Below are 21984 nucleotides of genomic sequence, written 5' to 3'. Positions count from 1 at the left end.
TACGGCATGGCACGATCTCGTCATCGGCAAGAAGTTACTGACGGTAAATCAGATTCATTCGGAGGGGATCCCGTGAACCGACGTCACGTTGCCGCAGCCGCGATCACTCTGGTCTGTGCGCTGACCGTACTCACCGCGCCGGTCCAGGCTTTCGCCGCACCCGCACCCCCCTCCCCCTCGGCGACGCAGCCCGACACCCGGTCCGGTTCCGGGTCGAAGACGCCGAAGAAGAGCCTCGAAGCGGTACGCGAGGAGATCGACGCCCTCTACCGCAAGGCCGGGGCTGCCACCGACGCGTACAACCTCGCCGAGGAGCGGGCCAAGAAGCAGTCCGGCGAGATCGTGAAGCTGGCCAGGGCCATCGTCGAGGGCCAGTCGAAGATCGCCGAGCTCAAGAACCAGGCCGGCGCCCAGGCCCGCGAGCAGTACCGCACCGGCGGACTGCCGCCGGGCGCCCAGCTGATGCTCAGCGACGACCCGCAACTGTTCCTCGACGGGGTGAGCCGGGTCAGGGAGGGCCAGCAGGCCGCCCAGGGCGTCCTCGGTGAACTGACCAGGACCCAGCAGGACCTGGAGACGTACACCCAGGACGCGAGCACCAACTGGGAGAAGCTCGAAGCCAACCGGCTCAAGCAGGCCGAGGCCAAGAAGAAGATAAACGCGCAGATCGCCGCGGCGAAGAAGCTGGAAGACCAGCTGGAGGAGAAGGAGCGGGCCCGCCTGCTCAAGCTGGAGCAGGCGGCCGAGTACAAGCTGCAGACGGCCTGGCTCAGCTCCGGCGCCCTGAAGGACATCAACCGCGAGGCGAGTGCGAGCGGCAAGAAGGCGGTGGCCTTCGCGACCGAGCAGATCGGCAAGCCGTACGTCTGGGGGGCCGAGGGCCCCCGTTCGTACGACTGCTCCGGGCTGACGTCACAGGCCTGGGCGGCGGCGGGCCGGCCGATCCCGCGCACCTCGCAGGAGCAGTGGCGGCTGCTGCCCCACATCGCCATCAAGGACATGCGCCCCGGCGACCTGATCATCTACCACGGCGACGCCAGCCACGTGGGCATGTACATCGGCGACGGCGCGATCATCCACGCCCCCCGCCCCGGCCGGAACGTCACACTGGCGGGCGCGGGCTCGATGCAGATCCTCGGCGTGGTCCGCCCGGACAAGTAGGGGGCGCTGCCCTGACGGGCAGATCAAGCCCGTCCGGCGATCGAGGACGAAGCACCCGCCGTGGGGGCGCCCCACAGCACCCCCACGGGAGTGACCCGCACCACCCACCCCCCACCGTCCCGCGTGACCTTTGTCATGCCCCGGCACCCGCCCCACCCCCGCGCATCTCGCCGGATCCGTGACCTGACGCGGCTTATGGCGGTGCATATGACAGCGGGCAATTACGGAACGCCATTCCGTTCCCCCACCGCGGACCGCTATGGTCCCCGTCTGGCGGATCGTCGATCGTCGTTCCGCCGCGCCCTCGGGGGGAGGGAAGGAAACCCGAACCGATGCCCGTACCTGTACCCCAGCAGAGCGCCGTTTCCGCTGCGGAGACCTCCCACGGCGCCGACCTGACCCTCCTGGTGATCGAGAACGACCCGGCGGGCACCTTCACCGTCCCCGAGCTCCCGGCCGCAGCCGGCACGCGGGTCCGTATCCGCACCGCCCGCAACCTGACCGAGGCGGGCCGGCTCCTCACGGACGACGTGGACTGCATCCTGCTGGACCTGGCCCTGCCGACCGGCAGCGAGGCCCGCTCCGCCCCCGCCGAAGGGGCCGACGAGCTCGCCACCCTCAAGCACGTCCTGCGGATCGCCCCGCGCCACGCCGTCCTCGCCCTCACGGCGGAGGACGACGCCGAGCTGGCCGCCGAGGCGGTACGGGTCGGCGCCCAGGACTACCTCTTCCGCGACGAACTCGACGGACGGCTGCTCAGCCGCGCCATCAGCTACGCCGTCGAACGCAAGCGCGCCGACGTCGCCCAGCACCAGCTCACCGAGTCCCGGCTGCGCGCCCAGGAGAACGCCCGCCTCGAACGCGGCCTGCTCCCCACCCCGCTGCTCGAAGGCTCCGATCTGCGCTTCGCGGCCCGCTACCGCCCCGGCCGCAGCCGCGCACTGCTCGGCGGGGACTTCTACGACACGGTCCGTACGCCCGACGGCACCGTCCACGCGATGATCGGCGATGTCTGCGGGCACGGCCCGGACGAAGCGGCGCTCGGCGTCGAACTGCGCATCGCATGGCGGGCGTTGACGCTGGCCGGGCTCTGCGGCGACGAACTGCTCTCCACCCTCCAGCAGGTCCTGGAGCACGAGCGGGAGAGCGAGGAGATCTTCGCGACGCTCTGCACCGTCGACATCACCCCCGACGGCCGGCGCGCCGGCCTCTGCCTGGCGGGCCACCCCGCCCCGCTGATCGCCCGGCACGGACAGGCCGCGCACCTTCTCCCGTACGAGGACGGCGGCCCGGCTCTGGGTCTGCTGCCGCGTGCGCGCTGGCCTCGCCGTCAGGTGGATCTCGGCGGCTCCTGGAGCCTGATGATGTACACGGACGGGCTGATCGAGGGACGCGTGGGGCCGGACGGCTCTCAGCGGCTCGGCCAGGACGGCATGATCGCGATGATCAACCGCCAGCTGGCTCAGGGGCTCACCGGCGAGGATCTCCTGGAGGCCGCGGTCACCCAGGTGCGGGAGCTGAACGGCGGCGAACTGACCGACGACGTCGCGGTCCTGCTGCTCAACCGCGACCAGGAACACATCCGCCGACGGGGCCTGAACGCCAACCGGGGCCGGAGCATCCCGCGCCCCCGCCCCGAACCGGCATCACCCACGGCCCCGGCAAACCCTGCGAGCGCTCAGCGCCCGCCGTTGTAGGGCCCGTACGGCCCGTCGCTGCTGGAGCCACCGCGCCGGCCGCCGCCACCCGAGACCGCCCTCAGCGCGGGCCGTACGTCCACCAGGAAGACGATGGACGCGACCGCGCCCGCAAGCTGCAGGAACAGCATCGGCACGAAGAGATTCACGGCGACGGTGATACCGAGGATGATCAGCCAGAAGGACTTCTTCTGCTTGTCCGCGGCCCGGTAGGCGTCCTCACGGGCCGTCGCGGCCATGACCAGTGCGACCACGGCCAGGACGAGCATGGCCATGTAGAGCAGCCAGACGAGTGTGCTGAATCCTGTGAGCAACATGGTGTGCACCGCCTAATAAGTGGATGAGCGCCTCGCGGCCAAGGTACCGGGACAACGCGCCGGACACCCCGAAAGGTGCCCGCCCCGCGCCCCGGTACACACTCCGGCTGTGAGCCGAGGCCCTACTTCGCGGTCGGCGGAGTGGTCTTCTTCGCAGCGGGCTTGCGCGCGGGCGCTTTCTTGGCGGGCGCGACCGGGGCCTTGCTCTCCGGCTTGACGGTCTTCGGGGCGGGCGAAGCCTTTGCCGGCCCCGGCTTGGCGGCAGGCTCCGTCTTCGTGGTGCCCGTCGGCCTGGACTCCTTGCGCGGCTCGACGACGACGGCGATCTCGACGATCTCGTCGGCCGTCTCACCACGCCAGGTCTTCACGGTCTGCTCGCCGCGCTCGGCGACCTTCTCGTACGTCTCCCGGGCCCGCACCGCGTACTCCGCAGCGACGCCCAGACTGCGCAGCGCCAGGTCCTGGGCGCTCTCGCCCAGCTTCCGCAGATCACTGTCGAACGACCCGATCACCTCGGTGACCTTGGCCTGCACGGTGGCCTGCGCCTCCTTGGCCTGCAAGGTCACCTTCTCCTGCACGGCCTTGGGGTCGGTGTTGCGCACGGCCTCGATACGCTCCGGCGCCTCGGCACGCAGCTGCTCGATCAGCGCCGGGACCTTGCGCGCCTGCTCGACGGCGATATCGGCCGTACCGGCGGCGAAGTAGAGAGGGGTCGGGTCGGTGAGGGTCTTACGCAGGTCATCGGTGATGGCCATGACTGTGGTCCTCCCGGATCATCAGACTCAGTGTGAGGGTTTTGAAGGCTTTGAAGCTGTGCCGGCATCGCTGCCGCCGGCCGTGCGGGGGCCGTCGGCACCGGGGCGGCCGTCCGCACCGGCTCCCGGTCCGGACTCGCCGCCGGTCGCCGGTCCGGCTTCGGCGCCGGATTCCGGTCCGGGCTCGAACCCGTTCTCCTTGCGGAAGGAGTCGTAGATCTGCAGCAGAACATTCTTCTGCCGCTCGTTTATGGACGGGTCGGCCAGGATCACCGCCCGCGTCTCCAGCTCCTCCCGCTCCCGCTCATCCAGAATCCCGGCCCGTACGTAAAGGGTCTCGGCGGAGATCCGCAGCGCCTTGGCGACCTGCTGCAACACATCGGCGCTCGGCTTGCGCAGCCCGCGCTCGATCTGGCTGAGGTAGGGATTGGACACCCCGGCGGCATCGGCGAGCTGCCGCAGCGACAGCTGCGCATTGCGCCGCTGCTCGCGCAGATACTCACCGAGATTGCCGACGTTGAGTGATGCCATACGTCGATGGTGCGCCACCCTTGCTAACTTTTGCAAGCACCTGCTTGCAAAAGTGCGCCACACCACTCGCATGGCCCTCTGTGACTTCACGCGGTAGATGTCACTGTCCTGTCTCTGTGATGTCCGGGCAGTCTCGGAGATCTCCGGGCAAGTGAGTTGACGTCTCAGTCATCTCCGGGCATTTGGTGGGGTGTCTCGGTCTTCTCCGGGTACGCCGCCTCTTCGCTGTCTACGGTCGTCGTGGCTGGTCGGCGTCGTACCGGAGGCCCGGATGGTTGTGCGCGAGGTGTCGGTACAGGACGTCGAGCTGGAGTACGTCAGCGCGGCTGGGCTTCGTGAAAGTGGGTCTCTGGGGCTCCTGTGGTCGGTTCCGTTCGAGTCGGTACGGCCCGAGCGACGGTTCCCGGCTTTCCGGGGTCAGGGGAACTGGTGCGGTTGGTACTGGTCGGCGACGTGCGGCAGGCATGTGGTGATATGAGTCGTGGCTGGAGCGCGATCGCCTGATGCTGCTCGACTTCGATCCGCTGGTGACGGGCATGTCCTCGCAGCCGTTTCGGCTGTCGTGGACGGGGCCCGACGGGAAGCGGGTGCGCCACACGCCGGACTTCTTCGTCCGGCGCGCGGATGGTACGGCCCTGGTGGTGGACGTGCGCCCGGATGAGCGAATCGGGCCAGGGGACGCGGTGAAGTTCGCGGTGACTGCGGCGGCCTGCCGGTCGGTGGGCTGGGAATTCGCGCGGGTCGGCACGCCGGAGGCCGTGCTGATGGCGAACGTGCGATGGCTGGCCGGCTACCGGCATCCGCGGGTGCACCGCCCTGACCTCGCCGATCGTCTGGTGGAGGTGTTCGCTGACGGCGCCGGTCTGCTGGACGGAGCTCGGAGGGTGGGCGACCAGATCGCGGTGCTGCCGGTGCTGTTCCACCTGCTCTGGCAGCAGGTTCTGACCACGGACTTGGAGGCCGGGCTGCTGTCGGCGGACACGCGGGTCCGGCTCGACCTGGTCCGGGAGGGAGGCGGGGATGCCGTCGCGTCCGCGACTGCTGCGAGCGGGTGACCGGGTGCGCTTCGACAGGCGGCTGCATACGGTTGCCGCTTTGGAGGGGACTGCGGTCCGGCTGGTCGACGAGGGTCAGTCGGCGAGCGTGGTGATGCTGGCCCATCTGCTGTCCTCGGACGGCTTCGAGGTGGTCACTCCGGCCTCGGTGCGGACGGTGGTGCCGGCGGCCGGGGTGCTGGAGGGGCTTCCGGCCAAGGCGGTTGAGCGGGCGGAGTGGTGGCAGCGGCATCTGGTGGAGATGCTCTCCGGGCGGCCGCTGGACGATCCGCACGGGCCGGTGAAACCCGGGTACGACCCGGCGGTCTGGTCCCTGCGGCAGCGGGAGCTGGCGAAGGTCGCCGAGTTGTCGGCGGCAGGGATGGCGGTGTCGCTGACCGCGCTGCAGGACATGCGGGCCCGGTTCGAGCGGGAGGGGGTGCTGGGGCTGGTCGACCCGCGGCTGCGGACCGCCTCGGACGGCACGGGCCGCGCCGACCGGCGGGTGGTCGAGGCCCTGCGGAAGGTTGTGGATGAGCAGACCGGCCGGTCCACGGTCTCCGCGCAGGTGCTGCGGCGCCGGATGGAACGCCTCTTGGAGGCCGAGCACGGACCGGGAGTGGTGCCGCTGCCGTCGCGGGCGGCTTTCTACCGGCTGTTGAAGGCGGTCAGCGCCGGGCGGCACACGCTGGGCTCGGCCCGCACCCGCCGTTCGCTGGCCAAGCAACCGGAGGGCATGTTCGGGCAGCTCACCGCGGCCCGGCCGGGCGAGGTGATGGAGATCGACTCCACTCCGATGGATGTGCTGGTCGTTCACGATGACGGCACGGTGGACACAGTCGAGCTGACCGGCATCGTGGACATCGCGACCCGCACGCTGGCGGCGGCGGTGCTGCGGCCGTCGACGAAGGCGGTGGACGCCGCACTGCTGCTGGCCCGGGCGATGACGCCGGAGCCGATGCGTCCGGGCTGGGCAGACGCCCTGCGGATGTCCCGCTCGGTGCTGCCGCACGCCTCGCTGACGGCGCTGGACGAGCGGCTGGCTCAGGCGGCGGCGATTCCGGTGATCACGCCGGAGACGATCGTCTGCGATCGGGGCAAGGCCTATATCTCCGACACGTTCCGCTCTGCCTGCCAGTCACTGGGCATCTCCTTCCAGCCCGCCCACCCCGACACCCCGACGGACAAGCCGCACATCGAGACCACGCTCGGGTCGGTGGCCTCGATGTTCGTCCAGCACCTTCCCGGCCACAAGGGACGCAGCACCGAACACCGTGGCACCGATCCGGCCGCAGAGGCCGTCTGGACGATCCATCAGCTCCAGGAACTGCTGCAGGAATGGATCGTCCACTGGCAGAACCGGCCGCACGACGGACTGCGGGACCCACTGATGCCCGGCAAGGCACTGACTCCGAACGAGAAGTACGCCGCCCTGGTCGCTGCCGCTGGGCACGTCCCGGTCGCGCTCAGCCCCGACGAGTACATCGAGTTGCTGCCCCGCTGCCGACGGAGAATCAACTCCTACGGCATCCGCCTGGGCCACCGCACCTACGACAGCGCCGAGTTGAACCCCTTCCGCCGCCAGCCGTCCGGCGCCGGAGTGGACGGGCGGAGCTGGGAAGTCCACTACGACCCCTACGACATCTCCCGCGTCTGGGTACGCAACCACCGTGAAGGCGGCTGGATCACCGCCATCTGGCGGCACCTTCGCACCGCCCCGACGCCGATGGGCGAACTCGCCTGGGACCACGCCCGCCGCATCCTGGCCCAGCGCGGCACCGACCCGGCGACCGAGGACGAGATCGCCCAAGCCGCCGTCGCCCTGCTGGACCGCGCCGCCGACGGCCCGGAGGACACACCCACGAAACCGCCCCGCGCATCGCGCCGGGGCCGCAAGGTCGCCGCCCGGACCCGGGCCACTGCCGAACCTTCCTGGCCCCGCCCGGACGCGCCGGCCGAAGAGAGCGCTGCCGAACCGGTGGAGACGGACGAGGACGAACTCGCCGACGTGATCCCGCTGGAGATCTTCGACGCACGCAAGGAGGCCGAACGGTGGTGGTGAACACGCCGGAGCCGGAAGGCGAGGACGTGCCTGAGCCCGGCGAGGACCGCACGGACCCGTCCACGCGACTGGAGGGCTGGCGCCGGTTTGTTGAAGAGGACTCGGCCGTCTTCCACCTGCTGCCCGAGCAGCAGTGGCAGGACCTGAGCCCCCCGATGCGAGACGCCTACGACGAGGCCCGCATCGCCTACCACTCCGAACTCCAGGTCGTGCGCACCTCCACGGTCAAGGACATCGCCCACCAAGGGCGGCTGCTGACCCTGCTCAACCAGCGCGAGCACGGCGCCCGCCGCGGACTCATCGTCTCCGGGGAATGGACCACCGGAAAGACCACCGCGCTCAAGCAGCTCGGCCGCCTGCACGAACTACGCGTCCGACAGCGCTACCCGGGAAGCCAGCGCATCCCGGTCGTCTACATCACCGCCCCGCCCAAAGGCTCCCCACGCAAACTCGCCCTGGAGTTCGCGCGGTTCCTCGGCCTGCCCGTGATCGGCCCGAGACACAACACCATCGACGTGACCAGCGCCGTCTGCCAGGTGCTCATCGAGGCACGCACCGACCTGGTCCTGGTCGACGAAATCCACCTGCTCAACCACGCCACCATCGCCGGGGAAGACCTCTCCGACCACCTGAAGTACTTCACCGAGCACCTGCCCGCGACCTTCGTCTATGCCGGCATCAACGTCGAACAGTCGGGGCTGTTCACCGGCATCCGCGGCAAGCAGCTGGCTGGCCGCTGCGTCCTCCTCCGCACCGGTCCCTTCCCGCTCAACGCGGAGTGGCGGTCCCTGATCGCGTCCATGGAGAACACCCTCCGTCTCCACCGGCACGAGCCGAACACCCTGGTGAAGATGGCGAAACACCTGCACCAGCGCACCGGCGGCATGATTGGAAGCCTCTCCCACCTGATCCGGGCAGCAGCGATCTCCGCGATCCTGGACGGAACCGAGCGCATCACCCGGACCACGGTCAAGAACATCCGCATCGACCACAGCAGCGAGTCCTCCACCCGCGGACGCACCGCCTTTCTGCCCCGCACCGGCTGAACCATGACGTTCCACCCGGCCCTCATCCGCCCTCTGCCCATCACGCTGCCGCCCTTCCCCGGCGAGTGCGAATCGTCCTACTGGAACCGCCTCGCACTGGCGAACCACGTCCCTCTGGCCCGCCTGCGCTCTCCCTCACGCTGGCTGGACTCGCGCCTCACCAAAGTCGATATCCTCTGCATCCTCAGCGGCCAGTCCCGGCAGAACCTGTCCCAAACCATCCCCGACCTCCGGGCGAGCGACGTGTCGCCCACCACGAAAACGCCTGCCCCGGCCCCCGACCACGTGCTTCGCTGGGCCTGCCGCCGCTGCGTCGTCATACGCACCGGTTCCACCCTCCCCGCCCAGGTCTGGGCCTCCACGCACGACAACGTCTGCCTCCGCCACAACCTCTGGATCGGCAAGAACGTCTTCGCTCCCGAACAGCAGCTTGACCTGTCCCGAACCCCTGATGTGATCCGCGCCCAACGCCAGTACTGGCGGCTGCGGCGGCGCTACGGTCCGATCGTCACCAGCATCTGCCAGGACACCACCGGCAAGCTCTGGAGCGGTCTGGCTCACCGCCACTACCGGCTCGTCCACCGAGCCGAGCTCCTCCACGACCTGGTCCGGATCAAGGCGCCAACAGTCGAACAGGACAAGGCGGCCCCCTGGCTGATCGCGGCTGGATACCCCGAACACGTCACGCTGATCAGCCTGTTCGCATCCGTCCAATGGAGACGGTCGCTCCTCAGTGACGACCTCCTCGTGGTCGCGCAGGCCATCGCCGAATTCCATCGCCGCTTCCCGATGCAGGCGCCCTTGCGGGGCACCAGCCGCACATGGGTCAGCACGACCATCGAAGCCACAGCCAGAAAGATCGAAGCCCTCCTGCCCCCCATAAGCCTCCGACGAGGCAGAACTGAGACAGGACAGCCGCGACGGAACTATGCACAAAGAGCTCAGCGTCCATCCCTGACATACAAGATCACGGATGACGACGGAGACCCGGGACATGACAGACACAACCACTCGATACCTCTACCTCGCCCGGCACGGTGAAGCGTCAGCAGACGAGACAACCCTGACGGACAGCGGCCGGCGCCAAGCCGTTCTGCTCGGTGAACGGCTCCAGAGCACCCCACTTTCGGCGATACACCACGGGCCGCTACCTCGGGCGCAGCAGACGGCCCAGCTGATCAGCGCACAACTTGACGCCGTCCCACTGCACCAATCGGAACTGGCCGGCGACTACATCCCCTACCTGCCTACAAAGGAGGAGCTGCCGCCAGATTCGGCCGACGCCATGCTCAGCTTCCTCGCTCAGGTTCCGGAAGAGGAGCGCAACCGCGGTCCAGCACTGGCCCGGGAAGCACTCGCAGAATTCACAGGCCCGGTCGACGGCGATCGCCCCCGCCATGAACTGGTCGTCACCCACAACTTCCTCATCGGATGGCTGATCCGAGCTGCCCTCGACGCGCCCGAGTGGCGCTGGATGGGCCTCAACCACGGCAACGCAGCTCTGACGGTCATCCGCTACGCACCCGGCAGGCCGTCCTCCGTGCTTTTCTACAACGACATGCGGCACCTGCCCGCAAAACTGCGCTGGACCGGCTTCCCGTCCGAACTCCACATCTGACCAAGAAAGCCGTTTGCCGGGACTTGAGTGAGACGACCTTGCGAAAGCCGTCTCACTCAAGTCCGGGCACCGCAGGTCAGGGGACCGCCTCACCCGGACTTATCTGAGACCGGACAGTCACCTTCCAGCGATTGTTGTCACCGGTTGAGCCGTGCCACGGCAGTTGGAACCTGGCCGCGCTTGCTGGCGCCGCGCGACCTGGGCAGTGTCCGGCGAATCATTGCGTACCAGCGGCGGCTGGCCGCTCCTTCAGCTCAGCCGCGACTGTCAGAGGTGCGCAGTACGCTCCGGCCATGACGACCAGGATCAGTCTGACCTTCGACTGCAAGGACGCGAAGCTCCTCGGCCGCTTCTGGAAAACGGCGCTGGACTATGTCGACGAGCCGCCGCCCGCTCCCTTCAAGACCCGCGAAGAGTGGCACGCGAGTTTCAACCTTCCGGCGGACGACTCAGTGGACGACGTGGCATGGCTCTGCGATCCCGACGGCATCGGACCCCGGCTCTCCATCCTCAAGGTCCCTGAGCCGAAGACGGCAAAGAACCGACTCCATATCGACGTCCGGGTGCCAGGACACGGCAGTCCCGAGGAACGGTGGGCACGGATCAGGGCGAAGGCCGACCTGCTGGTGAAGGCGGGCGGTATCACCGTGGAGGAGTTCAACGGGCACCACATCATGATGGCCGACCCGGAAGGCAATGAGTTCTGCGTCGCCGCTGCCCGGCCCGCGGGCTGACAAGGTTCGAGGCCCTGACACATCGGGCCCAACAACCGTGTCAGGCGTGCTCAGAACGGCCAGGGCACCACGTTCTATCGGTTTCAACTACCGCGTCACGGCTCACCGGTGGTCCCGCAGGTGGCATGGGAACGAGTTCGGGGTGTTCGCGTGCGAGGCGCTTCGTCCCCCGCCCCCAGACGTCGTGTCTGTGGTGGCTGAGCGTGATCTGGAGCGGCCGGGATGCGTAGAGGGCTCGCTGTAGGTGGGCCATGGCGGGCTCAGCGCTTCGGGCTCGGGTGATCAGTGGGTTGAAGACGGCGAACGTGGCGTCGTAGTCGGTGGTGAGGATTTGTTCGGCGATCCCGAAGACGGCTGCGGCAGCCAGGGGGTCGATCGGCGGATCGGTGTAGGCGACGGAGGGGTGCCGCTTGCCTGGTCTGTCTCTTTCCGCGCTTCTACGGTCGAAGTGGCTGGTCAGCGCCGTACCGGAGGCGTGGATGAGTGTGCGCGAGGTGTCGGCGTAGGACGTCGAACTGGAGTACGTCAGCGCGGTCGGCATCCGTGAACGGGGAGCCTTGGGACACCTGTGGCCGGTCCGGTTCGAGTCGGTACGGCCTGAGCGCCGGTTCCCGGCTTTTCGTGGTCAGGGCAAATGGTGCGGTTGGTACTGGTCAGCGACCTGTGGTGGGCATGTGGGGTATGAGTCGTGCCTGGAGCGAGCCGGATGACGCGGCAATGTGCACCGTGACGGCGGCGGCCTGCCAGGCGGCGGTGCTGCGGCCGTCTTGGAGTCCGGATGGCCGCCCCGACACCTAAAACCCGCACCTGGACGTCAACTTCACTCTGATCCGCGGCGACGGCTCGCCGACCGACGGATTCAGTCAGGCCGCGTGAGCCAGCCAAGGCATGGAAGCCTGAGCTGGCGCGTGTTGGCGAGCACCTCGCGGAGTCCTGGCACCGCGTCCGAGGGCTGGTCGCGGGAACCGGGTCAGGTCACAGCAATCGGTCGACCAGCCCGTCGATGTAGCCCGGGGTGAGCGGGACCATGCCGAACAAGACGCGGATATACATCGGGGCCAGGATGTGGTCCAGCACGTCGAACGCGTCGGGTGCGTGCTCGCCACGGTCGCGGGCGCGATCGAGCATGGACTGCAGTTGCCGGGTGCGTTCGGCGCGGAGGTCGGCCCCAGCCTGCAGCCCCTGCTGACCGCTGCTCGACAGGGCGACGGCCAGGTGCAGCACCGCCGGACCGTCGGGTCCGGTGATCTCGCGGGCCACTTGGGCCGCGTAAGTGCGCAAGTCGCCGGCGAGGCTCCCGGTGTCGGGCATCGGCGACTGCGCATTGAGGCGGGTGAGCGCCACGTCGGTGAGCAGGGTTTCCAGGTCGCCCCACCGGCGGTAGATGCTGCTGTCGGCTACGCCTGCGCGGGCTGCGACCTCGCCGACGGTGAAGTTGCCGTAGCCGCGCTCACTGATCAGGTCGGTGACGGCCTGGTGCACCTGCGCGCCGACGCGGGCGCTGCGCCCACCGGGCCGCCGGGCTCGCTGACTCTCGTTCATGCCCCCACCTTAACGCAGTCGCGACTTGCGTTTGCGGGGCGATCCTCCCTATAGTCACCTAACGCAGTTGCCGACTGCTTTAGGGCGCTCAGGTGTATCACCACCTGCGTCGACCGCGACCGGGCGTAACCAACGATTGAGGGGCATCCCATGGCTGCATCGCATGCGACCGTAGGCAGTCGATCAAACCGGGCCGTGCTGCTCACGGTGACCTGCCTAGGCCAATTCATGGTCCTGCTCGACAACACGATCGTTGGAGCGGCACTGCCCGATATGCAGCACCGGCTGCACACTCAGCTGACCGGACTGCAATGGATCGTCGACGCGTACGTACTGCTGGTCGCCATGCTGCTGCTGTCCGGCGGTGTCTTCGCCGACCGATTCGGCCGCAAGCGGGTGTACCTGACCGGCGTGGCGGTGTTCACCGCCGCGTCGCTGCTGTGCAGCCTCGCACCCTCGCTCGGCTGGCTGGTCGCCGGCCGGGTGCTGCAGGGCATCGGGGCCGCGGCGCTGAGCCCTGCCTCGCTCGCCCTGCTCGCCGCCTCCTATCCCGTGCCGCAGGAACGAATCAAGGCGATCGGGCTGTGGGCCGGACTCAGCGGAATCGGTCTGGCCGCAGGCCCCGTGGCCGGCGGCGTGCTCACACAAGCCTTCGGCTGGCCCGCCATCTTCCTGGTCAATCTGCCCATCGGCGTGGTCCTGCTGCTGGTCGGCCTACGCCACCTCGGCGAGTCCCGCAACCCGAGCGCCCCCGCTATCGACATCCCGGGCACGGTGCTGTCCGTTCTGGCGGTGGGGGTACTGACCTACGGGCTGATCGAGGGGGGTGCCCGCGGCTGGACCTCACCGGTCATCCTGGGCAGCTTCGCCGCCGCGGCGATCCTCCTCGCCGCCTTCGTCGCCGTCGAAGCCCGTCGTTCCGCTCCGATGCTGCCGCTGCCGCTGTTCCGGCAGCGCCTGTTCACCGTGTCCAACACCGCCATGGTCGTGGTGGGGTTCGCGCTCATGGGATCGTCGTTCTTCTTCTCCCAGTTCTTCGTGTACGTCCAGGGCAGCTCAATCCTGCGCGCCGGCCTGCAGACCCTGCCGGTATCCCTCGCCATGGTGATCGTCAGCCCGTACGCGGGCCGACTCGCCGCCCGGTACGGCTTCCGAATCGTGGTCACCACCGGCCTGGCCCTGGCCGGCCTGGGACTGCTGGCGCTCGGCATGGTGCACGCCGACACCGGCTACGGGAACGTGTGGTGGCGGCTGGGACTCACCGGCATCGGCTTCGCACTGGCCATGTCCCCACTGACAGGCGCCGCCATCCAAGCAGTCGGCCCGCAGGAAAGTGGCCTCGCTTCAGGCATCAGCAGCACCACCCGGCAGATCGGCGCGGTGCTCGGCGTGGCGGTACTCGGAGCCATCGTCCGCACCCGGCAATCCGGCGGCGCCTCCTTCGAGACCGGCCTCAACAGCGCCTTCCTCGCTGCCGGCGCCATCATTTTGGCCACCGCCGTAGTCACCGGCCTGTGGCTGGCGAGGTCCAAGCCCGCGGAAGGCTCCGCGGCGCCGCGACGTTCCACTGATCCAGGTGTGGTCACCGCCTCGAACGAGGCATCCGTGAACAGCCGTTGACAAGAACAACGCCTTGGCCGGGAGGAGCGGCTGCGCGACATCGTCACCGCCATGCCCAGCCGCGGCGACACAGTCGTCGGCAACGACGTCTGGTTCAGGGACCGGGCGACCGTCATGCCCGGCGTACGGATTGGCGACGGCGCCATCACGGCATCGCCCTCAACGCCTCGTGATCACAGAGCCTGGGTGTGCTGGGTCCACATGCCGGTTCGGACACTCGAGGGGAGCCACCTGCGCTGGCTCGTCCGCCCGAAGCCCGCTGCCGAGCTGCTCGCAAACCTCGCAGCGCGCTGACACTCCACCAGGCGCTTGGCGGTGCTGCAGTAGGTGCGCCGGGCCGAATCGCACGAGCAGGCTCAGGCCGGCGCACCGGCACACCCGGGCCCAGTGGGATCCCGCAGCTTCACCCCACCAGGAACGCCAGGGCCATCGGTGGACTTTCGCGATGCACACCCCCAGAGGTGGCTGCCTACGGTTGAGCGGGACAGGAGGAGCCGGCTCGTCCCACTCAACCGTAAGCACCACAGGTCAGAGCCCCACCATGCCCACAGTTGTCTGGGACAGGACAGCAGAACACTGCCCACCCTTCCGGGCCACAACTGCGTGCTCAGCCGGCAGCAGCACCGAACCACTTGGGCAGCTGACTGAGCAGATCCTGCTGATCTTCACCGACCCACGCCACGTGGCCGTCCGGCCGCAGCAGTACCGCAGGCACGTCCAATTCCTCGCTGCCGTCGACGACGTGGTCGACCCGGTCTGCCCAGCCCGCCACCGAGAGCCGGCCGGTCCGGTCGAGCAGGAGCCCGCGGCCGCCGTGCATCAGCTCGTAGAGACGCCCCCGCTTCAGCCCCACGTCCCGCATCCGCCGGCCGAGCAGTTCGTGGCCCTCGCCGAAGTCGTAGCGGACCTCGACCGCGGTGATGATCCCGGTCACGTACCGGTTCACCTCCTCGAAGTCCATCAGCTTCGAGAACAGCTCCCGCAGCGCGGTCGCACCCGGACCGGTTCCGAGCAGCGTGATCTGCGCGCGGGTGTTGTCCAGCACGCGGGCGCCCACCGGGTGCCGTTCGGCGTGGTAGCTGTCCAGCAGCCCCACCGGCGCCCAGCCGTTGACCTCTGCGGCCAGCTTCCAGCCGAGGTTGAACGCGTCCTGGACGCCGAGGTTGAGCCCCTGCCCGCCGGTCGGCGGGTGGATGTGCGCCGCGTCGCCGGCCAGCAGCACCCGGCCGACCCGGTAGCGCTCGGCCTGCCGGGTGGCGTCGCCGAACCGGGACAGCCAGCGTGGCGAGTGCACGCCGAAGTCGGTGCCCGCGACCGCCCGCAGCTGCTCCTTGAACTCCTCGAACGTCGGCGCGGTCGCACGGTCCTCGGCCACGCCGTCGGCCGGCACGACGACGCGGTACGTCCCGTCCCCGTTGGGGATGGCGCCGAACCGCAGTTGGGTCTTGCGGACTTCCTCGACGATGGCGTCAACCGTCGCCGGATCCTCGGTCATCTCCATGTCGCCCAGCAGCGTCTCGACCTTGGCGGGCTCGCCGGGGAAACCGACGCCGAGCAGCTTGCGCACCGCACTGCGGCCGCCGTCGCACCCGACGAGGTAGCGCGAGCGCAGGTGCGTGCCGTCCGCCAGCTCGACGGTCACCCCGGCCCCGGCCCCGTCTTCGGCCTGACTCAACCCGACCACTTCGCAGCCGCGCCGTATCTCGGCACCGAGTTCGAGCGCACGCTCATTGAGCAGCCGCTCGGTGACCGGCTGCAGGGTGGAGAGGCCGTACGGGTGCGCCGTGTCCAACCGGTCCGGCCACGGCTTCATGATGCCGCCGAAGAAACCGCCGACCGAGAACCGCTCGCTGACCGCGAGGAACCGGTCAAGCAGGCCACGCTGGTCCATCATCTCGACGCTGCGCACGTGCAGACCGCGCCCGCGGGACTCCCCGGTCGGCTCCGCCAACTTCTCCAGCACGACCACGTGCACTCCGGCCAGCCGCAACTCGCCGGCCAGCATCAAGCCGGTCGGTCCGCCGCCGACCACGATCACGTCAATCATCAGAACGCCCATTCAACGAGATTGGATTTCGGCCAGCCGCTCCGCGCAGTCCGGCGGCACGCACACGCGCTCTTCCGCGCCGAGTCTCCGCAACCGCACCGCGAGTTCCACCGGCGGTTCGACGTCCCCGCGTGACCCATACGTCGACAACAGCACACGTACTTCGCGAATCCCTGATTTCCGCAGGTTCTGGCCTCGGCCGACGATTCTGCGGCACGACCCGGGCCTTGCCGCAAGCCCCCCGGTGCGCTATATCTTGAGAGTGGCAAGGAGTGGGTAACCTCCTTGCCTTTGCCTTTTGTCGTCCGCTCTGGACGGACAAGCTCCTCCCGATGCGGTGACGCACCGCGTACGGCGATGCCGACGGTCCAGGAGGACCTTCCCATGGGCCTGCGGATGCAGCCGCGGAACGAAAGGTCCTTCACCCTCTTCAGCGCAAGGCTGGCTCGAACGTCGCTACACGGAAGAGCAGTCAGTGCCCCGATAGTTGACCTTCACCTTGGGGGAGGCCACAGCATCGGTGGGGCCGGGCGATGTGCTCGGCATGAGGAGGAGTGAGCATGGGGTTGCTGACCATTGGGACGTTCGCGAAGGCGTCCCGCCTGTCACCGAAGGCGCTGCGTCTCTATGACGAGCTCGGCCTGCTGACCCCCGCTCGCGTCGACCCGGTGACCGGCTACCGAGCCTCACCATGCCCACAGTTATCTGGAACAGGACATCCGTTCCCAGTGCCGGCCTGTGAGGGTTTCCCGCTGGATCCGCTCGGCGAAGTGATCGAGTCCCGGTCAGTCTGCGCAGCGAGGTCTCTCGTGGGCTGAGCTATGGACGTCGCGCGACGAAGATGAACTCCCTAGGCCTTCTTTCTCGCCCACAAGCCCAAGGGATCGTGACGAGACACCTCAGGTTGAGCGAGACGGACGAACATCCGGCGTCTCGTTCAACCTGATCAGGAATGGAGAAGCGCCGGCCCCCGAGCCGCAGCTAGCGTGGCCAACGGTGAAATCGCCGTCCGGGGCGATCGGGCTGTCGAATTGCGCACTTCCCATTCGCCTTCGAGCCGGACAATCCCGACCGGACCCACGACTTGCAGGAGTGACCATGGCCAGCTCTGCCACCCAGGGAATCAAGACCGTGCTGCATCCCGTTTCCGACCTGGCGAGGGCCAAGGAGGTGTACGCCGCCCTGCTCGGCGTAGCGCCGCAGGCCGACGAGTCCTACTACGTCGGCTTCGAGGCCGCGGGCCAGCACATCGGGCTGGTGCCGGGCGGTGGACAGCAGGGCATGACCTCACCGGTGGCCTACTGGCACGTGCCGGACATCGAGGCGAAGCTGGCCGAGGTGACCGCCGCGGGTGCCACCGTGAAGGAGCCGGCACACGACGTCGGTGGCGGCCGCCTGGTGGCCACCGTCACCGACCCCGACGGCAACGTCCTCGGGCTGCTTCAGGACCAATGACTGCCGACCCCCGCTCCCGCGCTCGGCGCCGTCGCGACACCGGGCATCGGCTCACCCACGACATCGATCTCTGAGTGGCCAGTGCCTCGGCGGACGGTGCGCCGTACCTGGTACCGCTGTCCTTCGACCGGGACGGCGAGGCGCTGCTGATGGCCACGCCGACGGACAGCCCGACCGGCAGGAACCTCGCCGCCACCCGAACCGTTCGGCTGGGGCTGGGCCACACCCGCGACGTGTCCATGATCGAGGGCGGAGTCGAGGTCCTCGAGATCGACGCGCTGCCGGCAGCCGCGGGGGACCGGTTCGCCGCGCGCACCGGCTTCGACCCTTCCCCAAGCTCTCAACTTCGTTCGAGCAGGGGAGACCCCATTGCGCAGGCCACCCCGTACCGCTGGTTCCGCATCTCCCCACGCCGCATCCAGGCCTGGCGCGAGGTGAATGAGCTGCCCGACCGCGAGCTGATGCGCGACGGCCGCTGGTTGGTCTGACGCCTCGGAGGGCACGCCGCGTGGCCGCCGGGGCCCAGAGGCTCCACGGGCCGAAGCGGAGAACAACCACACGTACGCTCGAAGCTGGTCGGATCGAGCCAGGCGACGCCGACGGAGACCGCGAAGGCGACCCCGCCCAACAGATGGAGACACGATGAGCATGGCCACGAGGACTGACACGCAGTCGCCTGCGCCGCACGTTGCCGACAGCCACGATCTGATCCGCGTGCACGGTGCGCGCGAGAACAACCTCAAGGACGTCAGCATCGAGATCCCGAAGCGCCGGCTGACGGTGTTCACCGGAGTCTCCGGCTCGGGCAAGAGCTCGCTGGTGTTCGACACCATCGCCGCGGAGTCGCAGCGGATGATCAACGAGACCTACAGCGCCTTCGTGCAGGGCTTCATGCCGACGCAGGCGCGGCCCGAGGTCGACGTACTCGACGGGCTGACGACCGCGATCATCGTCGACCAGCAGCGGATGGGTGCCGACCCCCGCTCCACGGTCGGCACCGCCACCGACGCCAACGCGATGTTGCGCATCCTCTTCAGCCGGCTCGGGAAGCCGCACATAGGCCCGCCCAGTGCGTATGCCTTCAACGTCCCCTCGGTCCGGGCGAGCGGTGCCATCACCGTCGAGCGCGGTGCCAAGAAGGCGGTGAAAGCGACCTTCAACCGCACCGGCGGCATGTGTACGCGCTGCGAGGGCCGGGGCACGGTCTCCGACATCGACCTCACCCAGCTCTACGACGACTCCAAGTCGCTCGCCGAGGGCGCGTTCACCATCCCCGGCTGGAAGTCGGACAGCTTCTGGACCGTGCGGGTCTACGCCGAGTCGGGCCTCCTCGATCCGGACAAGCCGATCCGCGAGTTCACCGAGAAGGAGATGCAGGACTTCCTCCACCGGGAGCCGACCAAGGTGAAGGTCGAGGGCGTGAACCTCACCTACGAGGGACTGATCCCCAAGATCCAGAAGTCGTTCCTGTCCAAGGACAAGGAGGCGATGCAGCCGCACATCCGGGCGTTCGTGGAGCGTGCTGTCACGTTCACCACCTGCCCCGAGTGCGATGGCACCCGGCTCAGCGAGGGGGCCCGGTCGTCGAAGATCAAGCGGATCAGCATCGCCGACGCCTGCGCGATGCAGATCAGCGACCTGGCCGAATGGGTCCGCGGCCTCAAGGAGCTGTCGGTGGCGCCGCTGCTCGCCGCGCTTCAGCACACCCTGGATTCGTTCGTCGAGATCGGGCTCGGCTACCTCTCGCTCGAGCGGCCGGCGGGCACGCTGTCGGGTGGCGAGGCGCAGCGCGTCAAGATGATCCGGCACCTCGGCTCCTCGCTCACCGATGTCACCTACGTCTTCGACGAGCCGACGATCGGGCTGCACCCCCATGACATCCAGCGGATGAACGACCTGCTGCTGCGGCTGCGGGACAAGGGCAACACGGTGCTAGTCGTGGAGCACAAGCCCGAGACGATCGCGATCGCCGACCACGTGGTCGACCTCGGCCCCGGCGCCGGTACGGGGGGCGGCACCGTCTGCTTCGAGGGCACCCTCGAGGGGCTTCGGGCCAGCGGCACCGTCACCGGCCGCCATCTCGACGACCGGGCCGCTGTCAAGGAGACGGTGCGCAAGCCCACCGGCACCCTGGAGATCCGCGGCGCGACGGCGAACAATCTGCAGAACGTCGACGTCGACATCCCGCTCGGTGTGCTGACGGTCGTCACCGGCGTCGCCGGCTCCGGCAAGAGCTCGCTCGTGCACGGATCGATCCCCGCCGGCGAGGGTGTGGTCTCGGTCGACCAGGGCGCGATCCGCGGCTCGCGACGGAGCAATCCGGCGACGTACACCGGACTGCTCGACCCGATCCGCAAGGCGTTCGCGAAGGCCAATGGCGTGAAGCCGGCGCTGTTCAGCGCCAACTCCGAGGGCGCCTGCCCCACCTGCAACGGTGCCGGCGTCATCTACACGGACCTGGCGATGATGGCCGGCGTCTCCAGCCCCTGCGAGGAGTGCGAGGGGAAGCGGTTCCAGGCATCGGTGCTCGAATACCACCTCGCCGGTCGCGACATCAGCGAGGTGCTCGCGATGTCGGTGACCGAGGCCGAGGAGTTCTTCGGCGCCGGCGAGGCGCACACGCCGGCCGCGCACAAGATCCTCGAGCGGCTGGCCGACGTCGGGCTCGGCTACCTCACTCTCGGCCAGCCGCTGACCACGCTGTCCGGCGGCGAGCGGCAGCGGCTCAAGCTGGCCACGCACATGGCCGAGAAGGGCGGCGTCTACGTCCTCGACGAGCCGACCACGGGCCTCCACCTCGCCGACGTCGAGCACCTGCTCGGCCTGCTCGACCGGCTCGTCGACTCGGGCAAGTCGGTCATCGTCATCGAGCACCACCAGGCGGTCATGGCGCACGCCGACTGGATCGTCGACCTCGGCCCCGGCGCCGGCCACGACGGCGGCCGGATCGTCTTCGAGGGCACACCCGCCGACCTCGTCGCCGCCCGCTCCACCCTCACCGGCGAGCACCTCGCGGCCTACGTCGGCACCTGACCGAGGCCCTCGCGGACGCCGTGGGACGAGTTCTCTCATGTGTTTCGACTCGTCCCACTCGGCTGATGGCGAGACGTGTCCGAGCAGGACGAGCAAGACCGACCGCCTTGGGGTGCACCCGAGGGCTTCGGCCATGACTGCCGCGGACGCAGGCCTCGCGGTCGTCGTCGCCGAGCCGGTCGCTCGGCTCGTCCTCGGTCAGCTCCGGCTCCAGGGCGTCGTCCATGCTTCATCTCCGGCCTCGGGAGCTGTGTGAAACTGGTCAGGTGAGACGGCAGAACCTCGACGACCTCGTCCGGCTGCGGCGGGCCCGCGATCGGATGGACCGTGACTACGGCGAGCCGCTCGACGTCCCGGCGCTGGCGCGTGGCGCCCTGATGTCGCCGGGCCATTTCTCCCGCAGCTTCCGCGCCGCTTTCGGCGAGACGCCATACGGCTACCTGATGACCCGCCGCATCGAGCGGGCGAAAGCGCTGCTGCGGCGCGGCGACCTCACAGTGACCGAGGTCTGCTTCGCGGTCGGCTGTACGTCGCTGGGGTCGTTCAGCTCCCGCTTCACCCAGTTGGTCGGCGAGAGCCCGAGCGCCTACCGGGCGCGGAGCCATGACCATGGCGCCGCCATCCCGGCCTGCATGGCCAAGATCCACACGCGGCCGGTCAGGAACGGTGGAGCGAGCCCCGCCACCAAGCCATAGCGTGAACGGCATGGAGATCAGCCTTTCCCAATGCTTCATCGCTGTCGACGACCACGACAAGGCGATCGCCTTCTACCGCGATGTGCTCGGCCTTGAGGTACGCAACGACGTCGCGTTCGAGGGGATGCGCTGGGTGACCGTCGGAGCGCCCTCGCAGCCGGACGTGAACATCGTCCTGGAACCGCCCGCCGCCGATCCGAACGCCTCACCGGCCGACAAACAGGCCATGGCGGAGCTGATGGCCAAGGGCATGCTGCGCGGCGTCATCTTCGCGACGGACGACTGCGACGCCGCCTTCGAGCGCATCAGCGCCGCGGGCGGCGAGGTGCTGCAGGAGCCGATGGACCAGCCCTACGGCGTTCGCGACTGCGCGTTCCGCGACCCCGCCGGCAACCTGTTGCGCTTCAACCAGCCGCTCGGGAAGTGAGCCCTCGGCGGGACCCTGTGCGGTGGGCGCCCGGTCGGCGGTGACGGCGATCGCGACGGCGCGTCCGTCATCGGTGACACCGGGGCGCGCTCCTGGCAGCCGTGCACAGCAAGCCCGCCGCAGCCGCCGGGTTCCTCTTGTTCGGCCTGGCCGGGGCTGCCACCAGAGTGCTGGCCACGGCCCGGGGCGCGAGTTCAACGATGCCTTTCT

The 21984-nt window shown here is 68.9% G+C and carries 20 protein-coding genes and 3 pseudogenes; 17 read left to right on the top strand and 6 right to left on the bottom strand.

Annotated elements, in window-relative coordinates; translation table 11 throughout:
* Positions 1-72 precede the first annotated feature (72 nt).
* Complete coding sequence (locus ACIPEK_RS07730) at positions 73-1161, top strand: NlpC/P60 family protein (protein ID WP_401992019.1); 1089 nt, start codon at positions 73-75, stop codon at positions 1159-1161.
* A gap of 332 nt (positions 1162-1493) precedes the next feature.
* A complete protein-coding gene (locus tag ACIPEK_RS07725) occupies positions 1494-2858 on the top strand; it encodes a PP2C family protein-serine/threonine phosphatase (protein WP_401992016.1) in 1365 nt (454 codons plus the stop codon).
* Here the strand turns inward: ACIPEK_RS07725 and ACIPEK_RS07720 are convergent.
* From ACIPEK_RS07720 to ACIPEK_RS07710, 3 genes are all read right to left on the bottom strand, one after another.
* Positions 2840-3175, bottom strand: coding sequence for a DUF2516 family protein (locus ACIPEK_RS07720; protein ID WP_383072642.1), 336 nt, complete (start codon positions 3173-3175; stop codon positions 2840-2842). The genes ACIPEK_RS07725 and ACIPEK_RS07720 overlap by 19 nt on opposite strands.
* Positions 3176-3297: 122 nt before the next feature.
* A complete protein-coding gene (locus ACIPEK_RS07715) occupies positions 3298-3930 on the bottom strand; it encodes a hypothetical protein (protein WP_401992013.1) in 633 nt (210 codons plus the stop codon).
* Between the two features lie 27 nt (positions 3931-3957).
* On the bottom strand, positions 3958-4461 hold the full coding sequence (locus ACIPEK_RS07710) for a helix-turn-helix domain-containing protein (protein ID WP_401992010.1): 504 nt from the start codon (positions 4459-4461) through the stop codon (positions 3958-3960).
* Positions 4462-4964: 503 nt separating this feature from the next.
* Here ACIPEK_RS07710 and ACIPEK_RS07705 point away from each other — a divergent pair.
* The 6 genes from ACIPEK_RS07705 (at position 4965) to ACIPEK_RS07680 (ending at position 10955) form a co-directional block, all read left to right on the top strand.
* Positions 4965-5516, top strand: coding sequence for a TnsA-like heteromeric transposase endonuclease subunit (locus ACIPEK_RS07705; protein ID WP_401992007.1), 552 nt, complete (start codon positions 4965-4967; stop codon positions 5514-5516).
* Positions 5482-7557: a Mu transposase C-terminal domain-containing protein gene (locus tag ACIPEK_RS07700; RefSeq protein WP_401992004.1), complete on the top strand. Its 2076-nt coding sequence runs from the start codon at positions 5482-5484 to the stop codon at positions 7555-7557. Before ACIPEK_RS07705 ends, ACIPEK_RS07700 begins: the two co-directional genes overlap by 35 nt.
* Positions 7548-8603: a TniB family NTP-binding protein gene (locus ACIPEK_RS07695; protein WP_401992001.1), complete on the top strand. Its 1056-nt coding sequence runs from the start codon at positions 7548-7550 to the stop codon at positions 8601-8603. The genes ACIPEK_RS07700 and ACIPEK_RS07695 overlap by 10 nt, the downstream gene beginning before the upstream one ends.
* 3 nt (positions 8604-8606) lie before the next feature.
* On the top strand, positions 8607-9644 hold the full coding sequence (locus ACIPEK_RS07690) for a hypothetical protein (RefSeq protein WP_401991999.1): 1038 nt from the start codon (positions 8607-8609) through the stop codon (positions 9642-9644).
* Entirely contained in the window at positions 9598-10221 is a 624-nt protein-coding gene (locus tag ACIPEK_RS07685) for a histidine phosphatase family protein (RefSeq protein WP_401991996.1), read from the top strand. The genes ACIPEK_RS07690 and ACIPEK_RS07685 overlap by 47 nt, the downstream gene beginning before the upstream one ends.
* 293 nt (positions 10222-10514) lie before the next feature.
* A complete protein-coding gene (locus ACIPEK_RS07680) occupies positions 10515-10955 on the top strand; it encodes a VOC family protein (RefSeq protein WP_401991994.1) in 441 nt (146 codons plus the stop codon).
* A 40-nt stretch (positions 10956-10995) separates the two neighbouring features.
* Here the strand turns inward: ACIPEK_RS07680 and ACIPEK_RS07675 are convergent, their stop codons facing one another.
* On the bottom strand, positions 10996-11496 hold the full coding sequence (locus tag ACIPEK_RS07675) for a hypothetical protein (protein ID WP_401991991.1): 501 nt from the start codon (positions 11494-11496) through the stop codon (positions 10996-10998).
* 434 nt (positions 11497-11930) lie between these two features.
* Positions 11931-12497: a TetR/AcrR family transcriptional regulator gene (locus ACIPEK_RS07670; protein ID WP_401991988.1), complete on the bottom strand. Its 567-nt coding sequence runs from the start codon at positions 12495-12497 to the stop codon at positions 11931-11933.
* 150 nt (positions 12498-12647) lie between these two features.
* On the opposite strand from ACIPEK_RS07670, the gene ACIPEK_RS07665 reads away from it, so the two are divergent.
* A complete protein-coding gene (locus ACIPEK_RS07665; RefSeq protein ID WP_401991985.1) occupies positions 12648-14117 on the top strand; it encodes an MFS transporter in 1470 nt (489 codons plus the stop codon).
* Positions 14118-14168: 51 nt separating this feature from the next.
* Positions 14169-14279 (top strand): annotated as a pseudogene (locus tag ACIPEK_RS07660) (antibiotic acetyltransferase); the annotation flags it as partial.
* Between the two features lie 445 nt (positions 14280-14724).
* Here the strand turns inward: ACIPEK_RS07660 and rox are convergent.
* Complete coding sequence (rox, locus tag ACIPEK_RS07655) at positions 14725-16164, bottom strand: rifampin monooxygenase (RefSeq protein WP_401992714.1); 1440 nt, start codon at positions 16162-16164, stop codon at positions 14725-14727.
* Positions 16165-16724: 560 nt separating this feature from the next.
* On the opposite strand from rox, the pseudogene ACIPEK_RS07650 reads away from it, so the two are divergent.
* The 7 genes and pseudogenes from ACIPEK_RS07650 to ACIPEK_RS07620 form a co-directional block, all read left to right on the top strand.
* Positions 16725-16868 (top strand): annotated as a pseudogene (locus ACIPEK_RS07650) (MerR family DNA-binding transcriptional regulator); the annotation flags it as partial.
* Between the two features lie 394 nt (positions 16869-17262).
* On the top strand, positions 17263-17619 hold the full coding sequence (locus ACIPEK_RS07645) for a VOC family protein (protein WP_401991982.1): 357 nt from the start codon (positions 17263-17265) through the stop codon (positions 17617-17619).
* Positions 17616-18107: pseudogene (locus ACIPEK_RS07640) on the top strand (pyridoxamine 5'-phosphate oxidase family protein). The gene ACIPEK_RS07645 and the pseudogene ACIPEK_RS07640 overlap by 4 nt, the downstream one beginning before the upstream one ends.
* Positions 18108-18261: 154 nt before the next feature.
* Positions 18262-20652 carry an ATP-binding cassette domain-containing protein gene (locus tag ACIPEK_RS07635; RefSeq protein WP_401991979.1) on the top strand — a complete coding sequence of 797 codons (2391 nt, stop codon included), beginning with the start codon at positions 18262-18264 and terminating at the stop codon, positions 20650-20652.
* A gap of 133 nt (positions 20653-20785) precedes the next feature.
* Positions 20786-20908 (top strand): hypothetical protein, encoded by a 123-nt coding sequence (locus tag ACIPEK_RS07630; RefSeq protein WP_401992746.1) that lies wholly within the window; start codon positions 20786-20788, stop codon positions 20906-20908.
* Entirely contained in the window at positions 20877-21347 is a 471-nt protein-coding gene (locus ACIPEK_RS07625) for a helix-turn-helix transcriptional regulator (protein ID WP_401991976.1), read from the top strand. Before ACIPEK_RS07630 ends, ACIPEK_RS07625 begins: the two co-directional genes overlap by 32 nt.
* 10 nt (positions 21348-21357) lie before the next feature.
* Positions 21358-21774 (top strand): VOC family protein, encoded by a 417-nt coding sequence (locus ACIPEK_RS07620; protein ID WP_401991973.1) that lies wholly within the window; start codon positions 21358-21360, stop codon positions 21772-21774.
* Positions 21775-21984 lie beyond the last annotated feature (210 nt).

Origin of the sequence: Streptomyces sp. NPDC088246 (genome assembly GCF_044741025.1) — a bacterium.
Lineage (GTDB): Bacteria > Actinomycetota > Actinomycetes > Streptomycetales > Streptomycetaceae > Streptomyces.
This window is presented reverse-complemented; position numbering and strand designations above follow the sequence as displayed.